The 17,946-nt window shown below is 44.7% G+C and carries 18 protein-coding genes and 1 pseudogene; 8 read left to right on the top strand and 11 right to left on the bottom strand.

All coding sequences use genetic code 11. The annotated features are described in order from the left end of the window. Positions 1-70 precede the first annotated feature (70 nt). Complete coding sequence (locus L1D55_RS11200; protein WP_171762638.1) at positions 71-841, top strand: DUF481 domain-containing protein; 771 nt, start codon at positions 71-73, stop codon at positions 839-841. 95 nt (positions 842-936) lie between these two features. Here L1D55_RS11200 and L1D55_RS11195 read toward each other — a convergent pair whose 3' ends face one another. From L1D55_RS11195 to L1D55_RS11185, 3 genes are all read right to left on the bottom strand, one after another. After that, positions 937-1,356, bottom strand: a complete 420-nt coding sequence (locus L1D55_RS11195; protein ID WP_239917479.1) for a globin — start codon at positions 1,354-1,356, stop codon at positions 937-939. A 136-nt stretch (positions 1,357-1,492) separates the two neighbouring features. After that, positions 1,493-1,873, bottom strand: coding sequence for a VOC family protein (locus L1D55_RS11190; protein WP_239917478.1), 381 nt, complete (start codon positions 1,871-1,873; stop codon positions 1,493-1,495). Between the two features lie 76 nt (positions 1,874-1,949). Beyond that, positions 1,950-2,834, bottom strand: coding sequence for a LysR substrate-binding domain-containing protein (locus L1D55_RS11185; RefSeq protein WP_239917477.1), 885 nt, complete (start codon positions 2,832-2,834; stop codon positions 1,950-1,952). A gap of 104 nt (positions 2,835-2,938) precedes the next feature. Between L1D55_RS11185 and L1D55_RS11180 the strand changes: the two genes are divergently transcribed. Both L1D55_RS11180 and L1D55_RS11175 read left to right on the top strand, forming a co-directional pair. Then, entirely contained in the window at positions 2,939-4,276 is a 1,338-nt protein-coding gene (locus L1D55_RS11180) for a 6-phospho-beta-glucosidase (RefSeq protein WP_239917476.1), read from the top strand. Positions 4,277-4,351: 75 nt separating this feature from the next. Next, positions 4,352-5,122, top strand: a complete 771-nt coding sequence (locus L1D55_RS11175) for a carbohydrate deacetylase (protein ID WP_239917475.1) — start codon at positions 4,352-4,354, stop codon at positions 5,120-5,122. A 49-nt stretch (positions 5,123-5,171) separates the two neighbouring features. Here the strand turns inward: L1D55_RS11175 and soxR are convergent, their stop codons facing one another. The 5 genes from soxR to L1D55_RS11150 all read right to left on the bottom strand — a co-directional run bounded on the left by soxR (position 5,172) and on the right by L1D55_RS11150 (position 9,731). After that, complete coding sequence (gene soxR / locus L1D55_RS11170) at positions 5,172-5,612, bottom strand: redox-sensitive transcriptional activator SoxR (protein ID WP_019825955.1); 441 nt, start codon at positions 5,610-5,612, stop codon at positions 5,172-5,174. Between the two features lie 165 nt (positions 5,613-5,777). Beyond that, positions 5,778-6,299 carry an NADPH-dependent FMN reductase gene (locus L1D55_RS11165; RefSeq protein ID WP_239917474.1) on the bottom strand — a complete coding sequence of 174 codons (522 nt, stop codon included), beginning with the start codon at positions 6,297-6,299 and terminating at the stop codon, positions 5,778-5,780. A gap of 19 nt (positions 6,300-6,318) precedes the next feature. Next, positions 6,319-7,110, bottom strand: coding sequence for an arylamine N-acetyltransferase (locus L1D55_RS11160; RefSeq protein WP_239917560.1), 792 nt, complete (start codon positions 7,108-7,110; stop codon positions 6,319-6,321). A 275-nt stretch (positions 7,111-7,385) separates the two neighbouring features. Continuing rightward, on the bottom strand, positions 7,386-8,948 hold the full coding sequence (locus L1D55_RS11155; RefSeq protein WP_239917473.1) for a glutamate synthase-related protein: 1,563 nt from the start codon (positions 8,946-8,948) through the stop codon (positions 7,386-7,388). A gap of 225 nt (positions 8,949-9,173) precedes the next feature. Further along, positions 9,174-9,731: a DUF1439 domain-containing protein gene (locus tag L1D55_RS11150; protein WP_239917472.1), complete on the bottom strand. Its 558-nt coding sequence runs from the start codon at positions 9,729-9,731 to the stop codon at positions 9,174-9,176. A gap of 282 nt (positions 9,732-10,013) precedes the next feature. Between L1D55_RS11150 and L1D55_RS11145 the strand changes: the two genes are divergently transcribed. Then, a complete protein-coding gene (locus L1D55_RS11145; protein ID WP_239917471.1) occupies positions 10,014-11,357 on the top strand; it encodes a sigma-54 dependent transcriptional regulator in 1,344 nt (447 codons plus the stop codon). 90 nt (positions 11,358-11,447) lie between these two features. Here the strand turns inward: L1D55_RS11145 and L1D55_RS11140 are convergent, their stop codons facing one another. Beyond that, on the bottom strand, positions 11,448-13,238 hold the full coding sequence (locus L1D55_RS11140) for a hypothetical protein (RefSeq protein ID WP_239917470.1): 1,791 nt from the start codon (positions 13,236-13,238) through the stop codon (positions 11,448-11,450). A gap of 358 nt (positions 13,239-13,596) precedes the next feature. On the opposite strand from L1D55_RS11140, the gene L1D55_RS11135 reads away from it, so the two are divergent. The 4 genes and pseudogenes from L1D55_RS11135 (at position 13,597) to L1D55_RS11120 (ending at position 16,641) form a co-directional block, all read left to right on the top strand. After that, complete coding sequence (locus tag L1D55_RS11135; protein ID WP_239917469.1) at positions 13,597-13,983, top strand: DUF393 domain-containing protein; 387 nt, start codon at positions 13,597-13,599, stop codon at positions 13,981-13,983. A 221-nt stretch (positions 13,984-14,204) separates the two neighbouring features. Then, a complete protein-coding gene (locus L1D55_RS11130; protein ID WP_239917468.1) occupies positions 14,205-15,548 on the top strand; it encodes an AarF/ABC1/UbiB kinase family protein in 1,344 nt (447 codons plus the stop codon). 84 nt (positions 15,549-15,632) lie between these two features. Beyond that, positions 15,633-16,178: a glutathione peroxidase gene (locus L1D55_RS11125; RefSeq protein ID WP_239917467.1), complete on the top strand. Its 546-nt coding sequence runs from the start codon at positions 15,633-15,635 to the stop codon at positions 16,176-16,178. Continuing rightward, positions 16,175-16,641: pseudogene (locus L1D55_RS11120) on the top strand (DUF3429 domain-containing protein). The gene L1D55_RS11125 and the pseudogene L1D55_RS11120 overlap by 4 nt, the downstream one beginning before the upstream one ends. 56 nt (positions 16,642-16,697) lie before the next feature. On the opposite strand, the gene L1D55_RS11115 reads toward L1D55_RS11120, so the two are convergent. Together L1D55_RS11115 and L1D55_RS11110 are read right to left on the bottom strand one after the other, a co-directional pair. Further along, the gene (locus L1D55_RS11115) at positions 16,698-17,132 is read right to left on the bottom strand and encodes an N-acetyltransferase (protein WP_239917466.1); all 435 of its coding nucleotides are present in this window, start codon (positions 17,130-17,132) and stop codon (positions 16,698-16,700) included. 33 nt (positions 17,133-17,165) lie between these two features. Beyond that, positions 17,166-17,942 (bottom strand): aminoglycoside phosphotransferase family protein, encoded by a 777-nt coding sequence (locus tag L1D55_RS11110; protein WP_239917465.1) that lies wholly within the window; start codon positions 17,940-17,942, stop codon positions 17,166-17,168. Between the last annotated feature and the right edge of the window lie 4 nt (positions 17,943-17,946).

Genomic DNA, 17,946 nt, shown 5'->3' with positions numbered 1-17,946 from the left:
TATGGGAAATGAATGGTCAAAACATACATTCATAACAGTGGGATTTCACATTGAGGATAAGGATATCAATATGGCTAAATGGCGTTACCTACTCGCATCAGCATTGGCTGCCAGCTCAACCGTAAATGCTCAGGAAGCAAACGAACAAGCGGATACAAAAAAGTGGCAACATAGCTTCGAAATTTACGCGCTCGCACTCAATATCCGCGGAGACAGTACCATTGGTGATTTGTCTGCTGATGTCGATGTGGATCCTGCATTCATCATGGATCATCTTGATATGACCGCAATGGTGCGTTTAGAGGGTATCTATGACAATCAGTGGGGCTATTACATTGACTACAGCTTCATGAAGTTAAGCGGAAAAACAAACTCAGTTTTAGGTAGCAATCTAGAGGTATTGAAAGGCAATCTTGATATCCGACAAGGTGTTTTAGATGTGAAGGGGTTTAAGCGCTACCAATACGATTTTGGCTCAATTGATTATCTGTTTGGGCTTCGTTGGTGGGATAACGACATTGATGCCAAGCTTTACGGTTCAGGTGGTAAGCTAAGTACAGACCGATCACTCGATGAAGATTGGGTTGACTACCAAATAGGTGTGAGATGGATAACGCAGATCAATAAGGATTGGAAGTTTCACGCAACTATTGATGCAGGGCTTGGCAGTGACACCAACTTTACTTCATCTCTGCTAACTGGCGTACGATACCAGATAAACAGTTGGTCTGACTTAAATGTCGCCTACAAATCGACCTGGGTTGATTACGAAAACAAGGGCACCTTTGAATACGATACTGCATCGCAAGGGTTCCTGATTGGTTGGGCTGCTCATTTTTAATGAGGAGTCAAAAGGTTGAGAATTGAGGTAAGCCTAATTCATGGCTTACCTCTCAAACGAAGTCTACCTTTCAAGAAAAGCTTCTGGTGACTTACCTATTGATTCACAGGACCTGGCACAACACACTCTTTCTTCATGATAGTTAAGCCTGCTTCGAGAGTTTCTGTCCATGCTTGTTCGACGCTTTCATCGTAGTGAGGATCGTATTTTTTAACCGTATTGAGCAACGAATTGAACCATTCGTTGAGCTCAATTTCGGAAATATTCAGCCCTAAATCTTTATGCCTTTTACCCAATTTCTTTACTGAGTTACGCACGCTCGGCAGACCCGCAGAGTTATAGATAAGGATGATCGAAGCTTTAAGCATCTTGGTTTGTTGCTCTAACCCTATATTTTCAAAACGTTCTGAAAACCTTGGATTATGCTCGCAAAAATCAGCCAAAAACGTTTCGAGAAATTCTTGGTCAATCCGGCAGCGCTCAAAGCTTTCATAAAACAGTTCGTTCGATGTCATTTAGCTGATCCTTTGCAAAATTTTGAGTATTCAGGAAGCTAACAAGTTCAGAGCAGTGACTTCGCTAATTCCGAACCATCAACATGATCTAAGTATACGCCACTGTGGCATAAAATGAACGATGACATAAGGTAAACTACGGCATAAAGTGAGTCGCACAGATCTTGTTTCCATCAGGATCTCGCAAATAAGCCATGTACAAACGACGCTCGTCAGAACCTCTCGCTCCGGGGCCGTTTTCAATACTGGTGCCGCCATTTTCGACGCCAACTCGATGCCATTCGTCCACCAGTTCAGGAGAAGATGCTAGGAAGCCGATCGTCATACCATTGCCGTGCGTTGCAGGCTGACCATCAATCGGTTTGGTTAAACCTAATACACCAGTTTGGCTAACGTAAACACAGCGCCCTTTAGGTTCAACGGAACCTTCACTGTAACCAAGCACTTTCATGATGGGGTCATAAAAAGCCTTCGCGCGTTCAATATCTTCGGTACCGAGAAAAACATGGCTGAACATAACTAACCTCTTCTTTTATTGAAAGAACCACCTACACTAGACCTATAATTTGTGTTTGTCTAGGCACGCAATTCGGTCACAACTGTTGCTTAACCCATTGAGCAAACACCTGAAACTTTGTTCGTTGCTCCATGCCTTTCGGACACACTAAATCATACCCTTTGCCCGATTCAATGCTCATAAGAGGTGCGACCAACAAGCCTTGTTCAATCTGCGGTGCCATGAACTCTAGCCGCCCTAGTGCTAGCCCCATCGATAATATCGCTGCATCCATCGCCAAGCGATTATCGCTGTAATAGTCACACTGAAGCGCGCAGTTGGTATCACTTTGAGCTTCATGTAACCAACGTTGCCACGCAGTGATATCACCATTGTGGATGAAACGCACATCATCTAAGTGTTGTATGCCTTGGTCTAAATTGAAGCGTTTCGCGTATTCAGGGCTGCACACTGGGGTTCTTACTCCACTGAATAACCGCTCACTGTAATGGTTTGGGTAATGACCTTCGCTATAGAAAATTGCCACGTCATAAGGTTCAAACTGGAAGTCTGACTGATTCTGTTTGGTTTGCAGTTTAATGCTTAGATTCGGATACAAACGTCTGAATTCCGGCAAGCGGGGCATTAACCACGGGGAAGCGAAATAAGGCGATGTCGCGATATATAACTCCCCGCTGAGCTCACCCGTTTGAATATCCATGAGTTCGGAAAAGATAGACTCAAACGACACGTTCAACATGGATAACACTCGCTGACCTTCTGGCGTCAGTTCGAGCTTTCTTGTCTTGCGCACAAACAGATTGAACTTCAGTTGTTGTTCGAGTTTTTTGATGCGATGGCTGACCCCTCCCTGAGTTAAGAAGAGCTCATCGGCGGCAAGTGTAAAACTTAGATGTTTAGCCGCAACACTAAAGGTGTGCAGCAGTGACAACGTTTGTTGGCGATTTTCGAATAGCCCCATGCATTAACCTCACTAATTAATAAGTCGTCAAAACTGGTTTGTCGGTGTATGTAACCATCATATAAATTAAACCAAGTAATCTACAACATTAAATGGTGAACAGCATGCAACAGAATCAAAAACTCAAAGTAACCGTAATTGGTGGTGGCTCAAGTTACACCCCAGAGCTCGTTGAAGGACTGATCAAGCGCCATCACGAATTACCTATCTCTGATCTTTGGTTGGTAGATATCGAAGAAGGCATGGAAAAAGCGGAGATAATCGCAGGGCTCACCAAGCGAATGATAAACAAAGCAGGCTGTGAGATTAATGTTCACCTCACCACGGATCGACAATTAGCTCTGAAAGAAACGGATTTTGTCTGCTCTCAATTTCGTGCTGGAAGAATAGAAGCCAGGCTGCGCGACGAACGAATCGCATTGAAATATCGCATGATTGGGCAAGAGACCAATGGTTTAGGTGGCTTCTCTAATGCTTGCCGAACCATTCCGATTGCACTCGAGATAGCGAAAGAAATGGAAGTGTTGTGCCCGAATGCGTGGTTACTCAACTTCACCAACCCATCAGGCATGGTAACGGAAGCACTGATTAAGCACTCAACCATTAAAACCGTTGGTCTATGTAACGTTCCCGTCAACATGGAGCTAGGCGCGGCGAAAATGCTTGGTGCAGAACGTAAAGATATGACGATGCAAATCGCCGGACTAAACCACCTAGTGTGGGCTCGTAAGGTGCTTCATAAAGGTGAAGATAAATTGGGAGAACTCATCGAGCAACTCCTCGGTGGTAACGATCAAATGACGCCAAAGAACATCCCTCCCTTTGAATGGGACGCTGAATTGATTCGTTCTCTGAACATCGTTCCTTGTGCTTACCTACGTTACTACTACCAATCCAGAGACATCTTAGACAAAGAGTTTGCTGCGTCTGAAAACAGCACCAATCGCGCAGACTTAGTTGCCAAGGTTGAACATCAGTTGTTAGAGATCTACAAAGATCCCATGCTCGATACCAAGCCTCAATTGTTAGAAGAACGAGGTGGTGCTTACTACTCTGAAGCGGCCTGTGAGCTCATGAGCAGTATCCACAATAACAAACGTTCTATCATGCACGTCAACACTCGCAACAATGGTGCGATTCAAGGATTACCCGATGACTGCGCGGTAGAAGTGAGTTCGGTAATCACCAGCAGTGCGATCCTGCCACTGAACGTCGAACCTTTTGATAGCGACACGCTACGCTTGATTCAGCAGATGAAAGAGTTTGAAACCTTAACCGTTAAAGCAGCGATGACGGGGGACATCGCAACAGCAAAACGTGCTCTGATCTTAAACCCTATCGTCGATAGTGGCTCACACATCGAAGAAGCTTTGCAGGAAACGATTCGTGAGAACTTAGACTTCATGCCTGCGTTTGCGCACCATCTCACACAAAATAAATAATAACCTTGGGAGTAGCTCAGTGAATACTGAGCTAGTTCAAGTCATTGATATCCAAAATTATAATATGAGGTCGCGATGAAATTAATATTCAATGCCGATGATTTCGGTCTCACAGAAAGTGTTAACCACGGCATCGTCGACTGCTTTAAAGCAGGAATCGTGAAGTCGACCACTATCATGATGAACCAACCCGGCACACAACACGCCATCGAACTCTATCACCAAGGATTAGTACCGGAAGTGGGTTTACACTTTACCGTTACTTCAGGAAAGCCATTGACGCCACCAGAACTGGTTTCAAGCTTAGTAGACGAACACGGTAACTTTTTGGACAAAGCCACTCTTTTTGACAAGAGTGGTGTGGTTAAAAAAGAAGTAGAGCTTGAGCTTAACGCTCAGTATCAAGCTGCGCTTTCTGCGGGTCTAAAGATCAACCATATCGATAGTCATCACTTTGGTGGTGTCTATAAGGCATTAAAAGCGGCATTTACTCGAACGGTAAACAACATCGGCCTACCAGTAAGGCGTATAGACAATATTCTGAGCGGCCAAGATTTGCTGTCAGTGCCAACCCCTGACGCCTTCGATATGCGTTTTTTTGATGGTGGGATTTCATTAGTTGATTTACAAAATGTACTGCTAAGCCACCAAAGTACCATGCCAAACGGCATAATCGAATTGATGTGCCACCCTTCATTAGCTGCAAGTGACGAGCTAAAGTCGTTGTCTGGCTACCACGAAAAGAGAGTGGAAGAACACGCGCTCTTAACCAACCCGATATTGAAACAGTGGCTTGCAGCCAACCATATTGAATGCATAGGCTTCGATGATTTGACACGAATATAAACCAGGACCTAAAACTTGATCCGAATAGGTTTAACTTAAAGCAGAAATGTTACTCAACGATACGCTGAGCCCCCTGTCCTTGGTCATGCAGAATATCTTCTGGGTTTAATAGATGGCACTTCTGCATACTCAGACAGCCGCAGCCAATACAGCCTGTGAGGTTTTCTTGTAATGAACGGATCTGTGCCATCTTACTGTCGAGTTGCCCTTGCCATTTCTTTGCCACTCGCTCCCAATCACGCTTGGTTGCGGTGTGGTTCATCGGCAAGCTAGACAGCTCTTCGGTAATTTCTTCAAGCGTAAATCCTATCGACTGAGCGACTTGAATCAGGGCAATTCGTCTCAGCATCGCTGATTGATAACGGCGTTGATTACCATTGGTTCGGATAGACGCAATCAATCCTTTGGTTTCATAAAAACGCAGAGCCGAAGGAGCCACGCCACTGCGCTCTGCCAACTGGCCTATGGTGAGGTATACGATGTTTCTCATTGTTAAACTATCCTTGAGGTCATAAACATTTAAAGTTTACTTTAACTTTAGAATAGCGACCTATTTTTACCTTAACCAGTTAATGCCCTTAAACTTTGACAGCAAGCTCAACGAAAAGCAGTCATGAACATGGCTGCTTTGTCTTATTGAGGTGTCATTCGGTCTCTAAATCTGACTCATGATCGATTTCAGGTTCTCGGCCATTTCGGCATTGATGACTTCTCCCGTTTCTACATTAAAGTTGTCATAGAAACTCGGTACCGACATTGAACCCTTCACATCAGCATCGAAGTAAGGCGCTGAGTTCACTGCAGAAGACAGCACCGAGGTTGCGCCACCAGGGCCGGGTGATGTCGATAACATAACAACAGGTTTGCCTTGATACACTTTCATGTCAATTCGCGATGCCCAATCGAACACATTTTTAAAGGCCGCGGTGTATGAGCCGTTGTACTCAGCAAAAGAGATGACCACAACATCAGCTTCGCCAATCTTGCTGAAAAAGCGCTTCGCGTGTTGATGAACGCCGGACTCTTTTTCTCTGTCTTCGCTGTAAATAGGCATCTCGAAATCATTAAGATCGAGCACCTCGACTTGTGCGCCCTCGGCTAAGCTTGCAGTGTACGCTGCCAATTGTTGGTTAATCGATGCTTTACTGTTGGTCGCGCCAATCGCTAATACTTTCATTATTTATCCTCAAATTTGGTTAGAAACATTTCTTTAAAAGTGAAAAAGGTACATTGAGTGTGAGACCAAAGTAGGTTTGTAGGGCTGCAAAGTAAGACGCCTCGTCCTCTAATGACCACTCTTCCGTAATGCCGTTTTGGGTCACTTTGATGGTTTGGTTGAGTAGCGTGACAATCCCATCTTCAATAGGCAGCGCCGCAATACAGTTCGATGTAAAAATCGATTTCGGGCTATTAGATGTAAAGAAGTTGCTCGACTCTAAATCGTTCGCACACACGTGAGTCATGTCTAGGCTGTATACCTTCATCCACTCTTCGCCCTGCTTGATTTGTAGTAGCAAGCCGTATAGCTCGTCTTCTACGAAGCGGAAGATTTGTAAGTCATTAGATTGTTCAAGACCGGTTTCTAGCAGCAATGGAGCTCGAGGTGTAAAGGTGCCAAAGCCCGCATCCACCAACCACTGCTTGTCATCAATAGTCACCATGGTCACTCGATGGCTGCGCCCTGTCGGCTCGCCAGCTAAGTGAACACGACCAAGCAGGCTTCTGGCTTCAAAGCCTAAGTGGCTTAATACGCTCAGCAACAATCCATTTAACTCTTGGCAGTAACCACCTCGCTTATTCACCACCAGCTTTTCATGCAGTGCTTCTGATGAAAGCTGAATCGGTAAACCCTGAATCACATCAAAGTTTTCAAACGGGATACTTCTGTGTTGATGTTGATGAATCGCCTTTAGGCTTTCGATTGTGGTGTTGCTTGGTTGAAGTAAACCAATTCTTGAAAAATACTCGGTGATCTGACGCTGTTCCATACCTAACCCCTGATTCGTTTTCATCACCTAATGACTGATGTCTTCCAAGCTTACAAGGCTCAAAAATGACAAGGTGATTGTTTATGTTTTTCGATTGGGGAGGATGATAAAACCTAAAGTTAACTTGAGGTAAAGCGATATTTTCAAAAAATAGAAAATAGTTTAAAAGTGGCGATAAAGCAGATAATTACGATGGGTGAAATATGGTGCTGTATGGCATAGGCAAAAATAAGCACACCCACAAATGCAGTAGATGTGCTTTATCGAAAGGTTATTTACTTAAGTTTATTTAATGAGCTGATACCCGAATAAGTAACGCCCGATAGCTCTGCCATCTCGCGATTCCATGTTGCCAAATCATGAGGGTTAAATTGATTCAAATGATCATGACCACATGCCCTAGCCATCACTTGCATTAATTCTGTCGAGGCTTCGAAGAAGTTCTTAAGCTGATTCGATGCTTTCTCGACATTCAAACGCTGGCGTAAGTCGGCCTTTTGAGTCGCAATACCCGCAGGGCAATTATTGGTGTTACACATTCGGGCAGCAACACACCCAATAGACTGCATGGCACTGTTTGAGATAGCGACACCATCTGCACCAAGCGCCATCGCTTTCACAAAGTCCATCGGCACGCGTAACCCGCCCGTGATGATCAATGTGACTCTGTCACTGACCCCTTGTTTATCGAGATACGCTCTCGCACGAGCGAGTGCTGGAATGGTCGGCACACTAATATGGTCACGGAACATCTCTGGCGCCGCCCCAGTACCGCCGCCACGCCCATCCAAGATGATGTAATCGGCACTGGCATCAAGCGCGAACTGAATGTCTTCTTCGATATGATTGGCACTTAACTTAAAGCCAATTGGTATACCGCCTGTCACCTCTCGAACTCGGTCGGCGAACTTTTTAAAATCCTCGACCGTTTTGAGGTCGACAAAGGTGGGTGGAGAAATCGCAGCTGTACCCGCTTCAATGCCACGCACCTCTGCTATCTTGCCAATGTTCTTCGCTCCCGGTAGGTGACCGCCTGTTCCAGTTTTCGCGCCTTGCCCTCCTTTAAAATGAAAGGCTTGAACATTTTTAAGCTTAGCTTCATCGTAACCAAACTGAGCACTGGCTAATTCATAAAAGTAGCGAGAATTGGCCGCTTGCTCTTCCGGTAGCATACCGCCTTCCCCCGAGCAGATCCCCGTTCCCGCAAGCTCCGCGCCTGTTGCTAAAGATATTTTCGCTTCTTCAGATAACGACCCAAAACTCATGTCAGATACAAACAAGGAGATGTTCAATTTAAGAGGCTTTTTCGCTTTTGGCCCAATAATAAGCTCAGTACCGACTGGCACATTTTCCAATAACGGTTTCGTCGCCATTTGTGCAACCATCACTTGAATATCATCCCAATGAGGTAATCGATATCTTGGGACGCCCATTGAGGTCATTGGCCCATGATGACCCACTTTGGATAAGCCATCTCGTGCCAGTTGATGAATGAACTCAACTGTGGGCTCTTCTTTGGTTGCAGAAGCCGCTGGCGAGAGGTCGGGCGTTACCGCTTGGATATGAACATCAGGGCCTTCTTGGCCAACTTGTTCAGCAGTAAACTGTTTATGAGTGCCATCGCAGAAAGGAAGGTTGTTGGAATACTTACAGCGGCAAAGGTAGGCGTCTCCGCTTTCTTCGGCGACAAAGCTTTTCGGTTTGAAACCCGTCCCGGCATGGGAACCGTCACAAAAGGGCTGACTTTTAGATCGGCCGCAGGTACAAAAGTAATACTCTTCTCCCTCTGTCAGCTCGACTTTGACGGGTTTGTTATCCGCGATTACTGGACTCTTCATAGTTCGTTCACCTTTGCTTTCTTATGATTTGATGACTGAAGCGATGATTTGCTCACAAGAGTAAAGTAAAGGTGAGATACGCGGCTAATTCAATAAATGAACCTGAGAAAACAAGCTTAATAAACAGCCCAAAAACAGAAGTCTTGCTTGTTCAACACAAACAAAAATGGCCACCGAATCGGCAGCCATTGTATTTTTATGCTGAATCTAAGCTTATGTGAAAGATTAATCGAATAACTCGATGACCAGCTTATTGTCTTTAATCACCAGATTCGGTTCCGATGACTTGATCAATGACTCTTGCACCTTGTTACTGTCCAATTTGTAAACTGGCGACTGGGACAACGCAAAACCAATCATAGAAACGGCAGGCTTAAGTAACTTCTCTATTTCAGGAGAGAGCTGTTTTCCCTTTTCCTCAAAGCGCTCTAGGCGCAGAGACTTTAAGTAGACCTCACCACTCTCTTTGTCGTATTCGGGAATCGCACTGAACTCGATATCAAGATCCAACCCCATGTTCGGCATGTTAAACACCTGAACTTTTGCATTGGTATTCGCCAGAACAGACACACGCTCGGCATCAGTTCGGCCAATTTGCACCGCTAAGTCATCAACAGCCACTTGCGCATACATAACGTTTTGCACACCGACTTCTTGTTCTAACATCACCGAATCTTGCAGATAGTTCGTCATTTCTTGTTCAGTAACGCTATAGCTCACACAACCACCTAGCACCAGCGCAGAAGCTGCTAAAATGAACTTTTTTGCTACGTTAATTATCATCAATATCAGCTCTTTATCGTTAGTGATTAGCGCGGAGTTTACCTTGTGAACATCAATAAACAAAACAGTAAAAGCAGCAAACACACGATATTCATGGATGCCTTTACTCTCAGTAAGTAAAGCACCTGATTGACTTCCCCGCTTGAGACAATGCTACTTGCTAGATCAACGCTAGCAGATTTGTGTACTCGAATTAATTGAATTTTGCTTCTAAGCTTATGGGATATTTAGGGGGCTTACTGTAGGTTTCATCATGGAGTCGAAACATGAAGAGTGAGCACAATGCCATCAAAAAGAGTGTCACCTGAGCCTAAAACTCGTTCTGTGATTCTGCTATGTAACACCACATGCCTGCACCATAATCAGTGGGTGGATGAGTTGCGCCTCCATAACTGGGAAGCTCAAATTGCAGAAACGACCGAACAAGCCATTCACTTACTCAACACCCGCAGCGACAGCTACTCACCCATTTTGATTTCTTGTCTAACATCATCCTCGATCGACAAGCAATGTGGGCAAATATCAACGCTCAAGGCTCGCTTTCCAAGTTTGAAAGCAATCGCTATCTGCAACCAACCACCAAGCCGCAACTTATCGCTCATTAAGCAAACCTATTGGGATTATTACCATCTACCTATTGATACTGAATGGTTCTGTCGAAATTTAGGGCATGCGTATGGCATGGTAGACACCAAGCAACACAAACCTAAGCCTGATTCGTGCCATGAATATCAATTAGTGGGGCAATCCAGCACCATCCAACAACTGAAAAAGAAGATAACTAAGATCGCTAACAACGATTTCCCAGTGCTGATTCAAGGGGAAACAGGAACAGGAAAAAGTCTATGTGCGCGTTTAATACATGAAGCGTCAGCTCGTAACCAGAAACCTTTCATCGCAGTAAATTGTGGCACAATTCCACAATCCCTGATTCACTCCGAGTTATTTGGTTTTGAAAAAGGCTCATTCACGGGAGCAAACAAACGCTACGTCGGACATGTAGAAAGAGCGAATGGGGGGACTCTATTTTTAGATGAAATTGGCGACCTTGAACTGTCGCTGCAAACCTACTTACTCCACTTTCTTGAAAATAACTTGATAGAGCGATTAGGCAGTAGCAACCAATTGCCCGTAGATTGCCGTGTGATTTTTGCCACCAACGTCAACATCGAACAAGCCGTTGCTGCGGGTAAATTTCGTAAGGACCTCTTTCATCGGATAAATGTGCTTCCATTGGAGCTAGTGCCACTCAATGATCATAAGGAAGACATAGAAGATTTGGTTCGATTCGAACTGAAGCACAAATACGCATCCAAAACCAAGCTTCCTAGTGACACCCTTGAGCAAATGAAACAATACCACTGGCCGGGCAATGTCAGAGAGTTATTCAACTGCATAAAAAGGGCGAGTGTGCTTTCTAATTCAAACGCGCTCTCTACTCGTCATATGGGGATTCAATTGAAAGACGCGTCTCCCGACACTGAGTGTGACACTCGACTTTCCGCAACAAATGTTCGTCGAGTGATTCAGCAACACCACTACAATATTTCCCAATCCGCTAAAGCCTTGTCTATTTCTCGGACAACCTTATATAAGCTAATTAAAAAACATCAGATAGCCATTTAAGTCACCTAGTTAATTAATGACCAAATGAAAAAAGCAGCCTAACGAACTAGGCTGCTTAAGAAGTTAAGTGAGTACAACTAATGAGAGTACTTATGGCTCAGGTACAGTAAATGGGCAAACATCACAGGTTGCAATATTGGATGTTTCCATAAATGCTTCTTGCAAGAACAGCGAGTCAAATGTTGCTGTCACTTGGTTCGATAGCATTCCGTCTACTCCAGAAGGCAACACATTAGGCGCATAAGTTTTGGTTACTTGTGTACACACTTGACCAATCGCATCACCAAAATTCGGTATCCACTCACCTTCACCCGTTTTACAAGCAAACAGTTCTGGGTCGGCACTTAATGCACTACACATATTACCAGCACCACATGTAGTCACATCCTCAAGATCATCACAAGGTAACGCGAAGTCGAGGTAATAACTGCTGTTGACGACTTCGGTAGGTAAATCAGAACGGCTCAAAGAATCATCCTTAGAGTCCATCAGCGATTCAATGGCCAATGGAATATCACCGGTATTACATATTTCAACATCATAGGTTTTCTTAAGCACAACTTGACCGCTATCAACCTCTAAGAAGCTATTACATACCTTAGAAATCTCAACCATTGGACTCAAATCTATTGGCGGACAATTGTAAGCCACGGGCGCTTGAGCATTCACGATAAGCCCGTCAAGATCCACTGAACCATCGATCACGCCGACGGCACCATTATTTACAGACAGGTAATTACCCATGAATGAGAATGACTCACCGACGCTCCACACTTCATCACCATTACCCACCACTGGAAGCGCACCTAAGATTGGAGAATCCGACAAAAAGGCCACTTCGTAGCCACCATTAGTGCCTAACGAACCAGGACCAGTGTTAGTAACCGTCACGGTGTAGTCGATATTGAACATGCCATCAACAGTAAAACTGGTTGTGTTACAAGTCGCCGCTATGCTGATACTACATAAACTGAATGAGCCGACAACGAAGTCAGCCAAAGATGCATCAATCGAACGGGAAGCTCGTGACTCCACTAAGAAGCTACTGAAACAAGGAATGTCACTGATACCAAACTCATCATTCAACAGCGCAGATAAGTTCAGGCGCCCTTCAACAAAGCTCTCCGTCGGAATAGACGTAGTTTCCCCAGTTTTTGCCAAATATTCCCATCCAGAAACATTAGGCAACGGTATCGCACCAATTGAATCATCATTTGAAATCGCACATATCTTGTCTACGCCGATAGCATCACTGCCACATCGAGCCCCAACAAAATCATTGGATTTAGGGTCTCCCGCCGTCTGGAACAGTCTGGTCATGTTGTCAGTCACATCACCATTATTCAAATCCCATTGCAGCACTTCAATATAGGGTTTACCGCCACTCGCTTGCGGAAAAGAAATCAAGACCAATATGTCTCCATTGACGTGCTCGCCTACGAAATCACCTTTTGTCGCTCCTGCCGGTAATCCTACTTGGTCTTGTAAGAACCAAAAACCAATGTACATATCACCATTGTTCGCATATCGATCGGCACCAAAATAAATCAGCAAATCACCTTCACTTTCAAAGGCAGCAGCATACGCATTGGTAAAGTCATCTTTTGGTTGCGGTGAAGCACTTCGGAACGCCCAGTCGGTAATATCCGAGTCATCTTTAGAACCACCTTTCCAAAAGATCTGATCCACACCATTGCGATCTTTTTGGAAAAACTCAGCAATCCCAACCATGCTATTGGGATCGTTAACATCATCCCAATCAATTGTGCTACCGGAACTAGTCACATCGCCGTCCAACTCCATCACATCAACGGTAGCACTCGCGACATTAGGAATACTAAACAGCAAAAATGCGACAAATAAATAATTTATAACCTTCATGTTCTCTCTCCATTTATCCCCTTGCTTACACTTTCAAGCGAAGCTTACGCTTGATAGCAAGCTTCTACTGATAGCTATTGGTAGATTCGATAGAGCATATTCCAAGCCAAGTCTAATCTATTGATTAAATGGACTTTTAATTCACGAAAAGAGAATGGGAATGTACACAAGAGTTCAAATTGTCAATTTTGAACCAATAAGCTAATAAGCTCAGGCATTTAGAGCTTGAACAAAGTGTTCACGCATGCCGTAATGACTCAACGTGATAATCAGTTAACAGACCGTAGAATATCTCTCACTGATCTAATCAAAGAAGGTTGGCGTAATGCGGTGTGTACAAGATTAAAATGGATAAACAATGACTGCATTAACGATATTTTATGATGGAACATGTCCACTGTGTGCGAAGGAGATGGCTGCGCTCACCAAATACGATACTAAGAAAAAGATCCAGACTATCGATATCTACAGCGAAGCGTTTGCAAACTATCCTCAGATTGATGCGGATGCGGCCAACACAGTGCTGCATGCTCTTGATGAGAACGAAAAGCTACTACTTGGGTTAGATGTGACCTACCAAGCATGGAACCTAGTAGGAAAAGGTTGGCTTTATGCGCCATTACGTTGGGCCATATTTAAGCCGGTTGCAGATTGGTGCTACCTAAGGTTCGCCAAGAATCGACATAAGATCTCATTCTGGCTAACCGGAAAATCACGTTGCAACGGAAACAGCTGTACGAAATAGTATTGAGTTAAGACATACCACTGGCGACTTTGTAGTAAACGATGCCAAACAGTGCAGCAAATACTAGTACGGTAAGAACGACTTTCAACCAAATAAACTTCATGCTTTGTCCTTTTCAATCGAGTTACTGATTCAGGCGACAAGTTATCACAACAAGACACAAGGTTGTGTAACGATTGATAGAACTTTGTAGTGAACCTTGATTCCCATAGAGAACCTTTATGTCGGCAAAAGAGAGAAACCTTCCCACACATCGAATTTCTAGATTCAGTAAGTTTGCCTCATTGGCGACACGGGTCGCGGGCAACGTGCTAACGGAAGGCACCAAGCAGCTTGCACAAGGCAATAGACCCAAAGCAAAAGATTTACTGTTAACGCCACAGAACATAGCTCGCCTGACCGACCAGCTCGCGCACCTACGTGGCGCGGCAATGAAATTGGGGCAAATGCTTTCAATGGATGCGGGCGATGTCTTAGAGCCAGAGTTAGCCGACATTCTTTCTCGCCTGCGCTCAGACGCTGACCCATTGCCAACAAAGCAGCTCAATCAAGTATTAGAAAGCTCACTCGGAAACCATTGGAAAACCGAATTCCTTTCCTTCAACTTTAAACCGATTGCCAGTGCGTCCATTGGACAAGTTCATCAAGCATACAGCGATGCTGGAGACAAGCTCGCCGTCAAAGTCCAATACCCAGGCATTCGAAAAAGCATCGACAGTGATGTAGATAACGTCGGCACACTACTCAATATCGTTGGGTTGATACCGAAGTCGGTCGACTACAAAGGTTTGTTAGAGGAAGCAAAGAAACAGCTCCATGATGAAGCGGACTATGCTCGCGAGGCTGACTACGCGACTCGTTACCATGACGCATTAAAAGAGCATTCGCAGTTCGTCGTACCTAAGATTCATCCGCAAGTCTCTTCAGAATCCGTGCTCACCATGGACTTCATTGAGGGCGTCTCAATAGAACAGATAGAAAGCTACGACCAAAGCACCCGTGACTTTGTGATGCACAGCCTGCTTGAGCTTCTGTTCAGAGAGTTGTTCGACTTTAAGATGGTGCAAACCGACCCTAATTTCGCCAACTATCTCTACGTTGAAAACACCCGACAAATTGGCTTGTTAGACTTCGGAGCAACCCGAGAATACAGCGACCGCTTTAGCGAGGGTTATCGCTTGGCTTTTTCCTCTGTCATTAACAACGATGAGCAAGGGCTCAATCAAGCGTTAGAGCAGATTGGATTCTTTAGCGAGACAATTCTCCCTGATCAACGCCAAGCGATTCTAAACCTAGTGAAGATGGCTTGTGAGCCGATGTTGGTAGACGAGGATTACGACTTCAAAGCAAGTGGTTTGGCACAACGTCTTCGTGAAGCTGGCACCATTCTGAGCATGGAACAAGAGTATTGGCACACCCCACCCGCCGATGCGCTGTTCCTACATCGAAAAATTGGTGGTATGTATCTATTAGCAGCTCGCCTTGGTGCAAAAGTGAATATCAGTCGTTTGGTCACTCCATATCTAATCTCAGAGAACAAATGTACAACTAAAAACGCGAGTTAAAGAGACAGTAAATAATACGCAAAGTGATCATTTCAACGTGCTCAAGAGTAATAACCATTACGCCAACTAAAATGAGCCAAACCTATGAAATGTTCACTACTTTGCTCAACCGTAATGATTACCAGCCTGACAAGCTCTATCGCTTTTGCAGCAAGTTGCCCCGAGATACTTAATGGCAAACAACGCTTGTTAAACTCAACCGAAGAAATCGCCTTGTGTGATGAATTTCAAGGCAAAACTCTACTGGTGGTTAATACTGCAAGCCAATGTGGCTTTACTCCGCAATTTGAGCAACTCGAGCAGCTTCATCAAACCTACAAAGACCAAGGCTTCACGGTTATCGGCTTTCCAAGTAATGATTTTCGCCAAGACAAAGGAAGCGAAGAGAAATCGGCTAAAGTCTGTTACCTCGACTACGGTGTGACCTTCCCTATGATGGCACGAGCTTCACTATCTGGCAGTAGTGCCAACCCTGTATTTGCCGAGATACAACAGCAAGCAGGCATAACGCCCAAATGGAACTTTTACAAATTCTTGATCAGCAAGGAAGGAAAAGTGGTCGCCACCTTCCCTAGTTCAACATCTCCAGTAAGTGCCACACTCAAAAACGCGATTGAGCAGCAGTTATGAGGGCGGACTATATGGCGACAACTCAAACCCGTAACACCATGGCCAAACTGGGGTATATGGGGTTAATTCCATTTTTATTCGGCCTCCTCCTTTCGCTCACCGACAGCCAATTTATGGGGATAAGCGGTGAAACGCTGTTCATCACCTATAGCGTGGCTATTTTGAGCTTTCTTTCAGGGATCTTGTGGGCAAACGGCATCGAGAACTTTGAAAGCCAATCAAGCAACAAAGCGCTATTGCTAAGTAACGCGGTAGTGCTCGTCGCATGGCTGGCGGTGTTACTTGGTGAACAAAAAGAACTGGTGACAACTCTGATTCTTATCCTCGGTTATCTTGCGGTTTGGCGAGCTGAAAGGACGATAAGAGAAGAGAACCAGAGCCAAGGCCCGATGGCTACTTTGATATGAGGACTCGGCTCACCTCTAGCGTAGTATTAATGCACGGTATCGTGATGCTGACCTAGAGCTATGAGACTGTCTTTGAACTGTGAGCCTTCGATTAAAAACCGTTAGCAACAATCTAGATAATGAGCTGCATCACTAATCTCGGCTCATCATCACCGAAATAGTTTTCTTCTTGTTTGATTGTGGAAAACCCCATCGACGCGTAGAGCGCGCAAGCGGATGTGTTATTTGGGTCTACAGTGAGCAAAAGCTTAGCGTCTCGGGGCAGCTGCTCAACCGACTGTTGCATCAGTTTCCGGCCAATTCCCATACCACGATAGTTCGGGTCTACCGCTAATGATAGGACCCAAAACTCATTCTGCGTGTCCGTAGATGTCGTTAAGGCATAGCCCGCAATCTTTGAGTCTTGCTTAGCAACTAATAAGCCTTTTCCCCAGCAATCAAATGCCTGACGAATGAAAAATTGCGGATAGGCATGGTCACCAAACAAAGCATGTTCAAGCTGGTAAATTTCAGCCAATTCCTGTTTTTCCGCACAGACAATATTCATAGATAGACTTTTATAGATTTGACTCCAACCTTGTTACAGCTGACCTTCCACAGTAGCTAGCCAAGTTGGTAATTGCTCCCTAAACCAGTGGATGTATTTCGAAGCTTCAGGGTTATTACGCGAGACTAATATATTAGTGACTTCGACAACGATCCAGCTTTTCGCTATGATCAGTTGTCTTATTAAATCTTCTCGGGAAATCAGATTGTTATGAGGTAAGTACTGGTCAACAATAAACTCATAGTCAGACAAAGTCCCCATACGAGAAACGAGCGGCGCCAAATCGATAGCTGGGCTGCCATAACCAAAACGCTCCCAATCAAATAATACGAGCTCACCATTGTCTCTTCTTCCCCAATTTCCCTCGTTCGCATCGCCAGAGACCAAGGTTTTCTGGTCGAACAAAGCACCACTCAATTGCTTGATACGCAGTAAACTGTCTTGAGTAACTTGAGGTAAACTCAGAGACGAGAGGGCAGCTTCAGTGGCACAGGTACTCCATCCATGCTCTTTCACTGCAAAACTCGGCGAGTATTGAGACTGATGAATACGAGATAGTTGCTGATACACCTCTGAAGTCGTTTGAAGCTCATTTAGTGTTAAAGAGTGAGGAATATGTTCGATGAACAGATTATCTCCCTCCACCGCCAACAATGTAGGGCTATGAACACCAGATAAATGTTGTGCGGCATATTGATAGAAAGAAGTCTCAACCTCACCCGCACCTTGCTTTCGAATACAAGGTACGCCATTACGATTTACAAGAGTTACCTTAGCCGACCCCATTTTAGATAGATCTTTGTTACTCATTAGA

The sequence above is a fragment of the Vibrio sp. Isolate22 genome, from assembly GCF_022398115.1.
GTDB lineage: Bacteria > Pseudomonadota > Gammaproteobacteria > Enterobacterales > Vibrionaceae > Vibrio.
Note: the sequence above shows the minus strand (reverse complement) of the source record. Positions and strands in the feature narration are given on the sequence as shown.